The following is a 2,802-nucleotide window of genomic DNA, read 5'->3' as shown; positions in this document are numbered from 1 at the left end:
CAACAACGTCATGCCCTCCTACAGCTAGACTCGACGACTGTGACTGACGCCCGCGCCCCGTACTACCTGACCACGGCCATCTCCTACCCGAACGGCGAGCCGCACATCGGCCACGCCTACGAGTACATCGCCTCGGACGCGATGGCCCGCTTCCAGCGGCTCGACGGGCGGGATGTGCGCTTCCTGACCGGCACGGACGAGCACGGCCAGAAGATGGAGCAGACGGCGCAGCAGCAGGGCGTGAGCGCCCTCGAGCTGGCCACGCGCAACGCCGCCGTCTTCAAGGAGATGGACGACGACGTCCTGGACATCTCCTACGACCGCTTCATCCGCACCACGGACACGGACCACGCCGAGGCCGTCCGCGAGATCTGGCGGCGGATGGAGGCCAACGGGGACATCTACCTCGGCTCCTACGCCGGCTGGTACTCCGTGCGGGACGAACGCTACTTCGGCGAGGACGAGACCGAGGTGGGTCAGGACGGGGTGCGCCGCGCCGTCGAGACCGGCACCGAGGTGACGTGGACGGAGGAGGAGTCCTACTTCTTCCGCCTGTCCAAGTACCAGCAGCCGCTGCTGGACCACTACCGCGAGCACCCGGACTTCGCCGCCCCCCGGTACCGCTTCAACGAGGTCATCCGCTTCGTGGAGGCCGGGCTCGAGGACCTGTCCATCTCCCGGACCTCCTTCCAGTGGGGCATCGACCTGCCGGCGCCCGCGGACCCCGACGCCGCCGACGCCGACCGGCGCGCCGACCACGTCACCTACGTCTGGGTCGACGCGTTGACGAACTACCTCACCGGCGCGGGCTGGCCGGCGGAGGACCCGGAGGCGTTCGCGCGCTACTGGCCGGCGGACCTGCACGTGATCGGCAAGGACATCTCCCGGTTCCACTGCATCTTCTGGCCCGCGTTCCTCATGTCGGCCGGCCTCGAGCTGCCGCGCCGCGTCATGATCCATGGCTTCCTGAACAACAACGGGGCCAAGATGTCCAAGTCCCTGGGCAACGTGGTGCACCCGCGGGAATGGGTGGCCCGGTACGGCCTGGACGCCATTCGCTTCTTCCTGCTGCGCGAGTTCCCGTTCGGCGCGGACGGTTCCTACAGCCACGAGGCCGTGGTGAGCCGCAAGAACGCGGACCTGGCCAACAACCTCGGCAACCTCGCCCAGCGCTCGCTGTCCATGGTGGCCAAGAACTGCGGCGCCGCCGTGCCCGAGCCGGGCGAGTTCACCGAGGCGGACCGCGCCGTCCTGGCCCAGGTCGACGCCCTGCTGGAGCGCTCCCGGTCCGCGTACGCGGTGCAGGACTTCCACGACGCGCTCGAGGAGACCTGGCGCGTGCTCGGTGAGATCAACGCCTACTTCGCGGACCAGGCCCCGTGGGTGCTGCGCAAGACGGACGAGCCGCGCATGCGCACGGTGCTGTACGTGACGTTGCAGGCCGTGCGCCGGGTGGCCCTGCTCGCGCAGCCGGTGATGCCCGGCTCGGCCTCGCGGCTGCTGGACCTGCTCGGCGTCCCCGCCGAGGGCGACGCCGGCCGCACCGGCGCGTCCGGCACCGGCCCGCGGTCCTTCGCCGCGTTCCACGAGGACCTGGTCCCCGGCACCCCGCTGCCCGCCCCGCAGCCGGTCTTCCCGCGGCACGAGGAGCCCGCCGAGGACTGAGTCCGTCCGGAGGGTGAGACCGGGTGTCACACGATGTGGTCCTCACGCGTGCCGCGCGTAGCCTGAGGGCCATGACCGAGACCACACGCAGCTCCGCAGACCCCTTGGACATCGCCGTCATCGGCGGCGACGGCATCGGCCCCGAGGTCACCGACCAGGCCGCCGCCGTCCTGCAGGCGGCGCTGCGTGCCGAGGGGCGTCCGGAGGCCCGGCTCACCCCGTATCCGCTGGGTGCGGAGCACTGGCTCGAGACCGGCGAGGCGCTCACGGACGAGGTCCTCGAGTCCCTTCGCCGCCACGACGCGATCCTGTTCGGGGCCGTCGGCGCCGCGCCCGGGGACGAGCGCATCCCGTCCGGGCTGATCGAGCGCGGCATGCTGCTCAAGCTGCGCTTCGCGCTGGACCACGGCGTGAACCTGCGCCCGGCCACCCTGCTGCCCGGCGCCGTCAGCCCCCTGGCCGCGCCCGGCGAGATCGACTTCACCGTGGTGCGCGAGGGCACGGAGGGGCCGTACGTGGGCAACGGCGGTGCGATCCGCGTGGACACCCCGCACGAGATCGCCACGGAGGTCTCCGTGAACACGGCGTTCGGCGTGCGCCGCGTCGTCGAGGACGCCTTCCGTCGCGCCGACGCGGGCGAGCGCAAGCGCCTCACGCTCGTGCACAAGCACAACGTCCTGGTCCACGCCGGCCACCTGTGGCGCCGCACCGTGGAGTCCGTGGCGGCCGACTTCCCCGCGGTCACCTGGGACTACATGCACGTCGACGCCGCCATGATCTTCCTGGCGACGGACCCGGCCCGCTTCGACGTGATCGTGACGGACAACCTGTTCGGGGACATCATCACGGACCTCGCCGCGGCCGTGACCGGCGGCATCGGGCTCGCCGCCTCCGGCAACATCAACGTCGAGGGCACGGTGCCGTCGATGTTCGAGCCGGTCCACGGCTCCGCTCCGGACATCGCGGGCCAGGGGATCGCCGACCCCGTGGCCGCCATCCTCTCCGCCGCCCTGCTGCTCGAGCACGTGGGCGAGACCGGCGCCGCGGCGCGCGTGCGCACCGCGGTGTGGGCGCACCTGAAGGACCGGGTGGACGGCGCGCGGGGCACCACCGCCGAGGTGGGCGCCGACGTCGCCG

The 2,802-nt window shown here is 71.9% G+C and carries 2 protein-coding genes; both read left to right on the top strand.

All coding sequences use genetic code 11. The features are described 5' to 3' along the window. The first annotated feature begins 39 nt into the window (after nt 1-39). On the top strand, nt 40-1,665 hold the full coding sequence (gene metG, locus HMPREF3105_RS06880; RefSeq protein ID WP_063190343.1) for a methionine--tRNA ligase: 1,626 nt from the start codon (nt 40-42) through the stop codon (nt 1,663-1,665). A 71-nt stretch (nt 1,666-1,736) separates the two neighbouring features. Beyond that, a partial coding sequence (locus HMPREF3105_RS06875) for a 3-isopropylmalate dehydrogenase (RefSeq protein WP_070709036.1) occupies nt 1,737-2,802 on the top strand: 1,066 nt, incomplete at its 3' end.

This window comes from Micrococcus sp. HMSC31B01, from assembly GCF_001816085.1.
In the GTDB taxonomy this organism is placed as follows: domain Bacteria; phylum Actinomycetota; class Actinomycetes; order Actinomycetales; family Micrococcaceae; genus Micrococcus; species Micrococcus luteus.
This window is presented reverse-complemented; position numbering and strand designations above follow the sequence as displayed.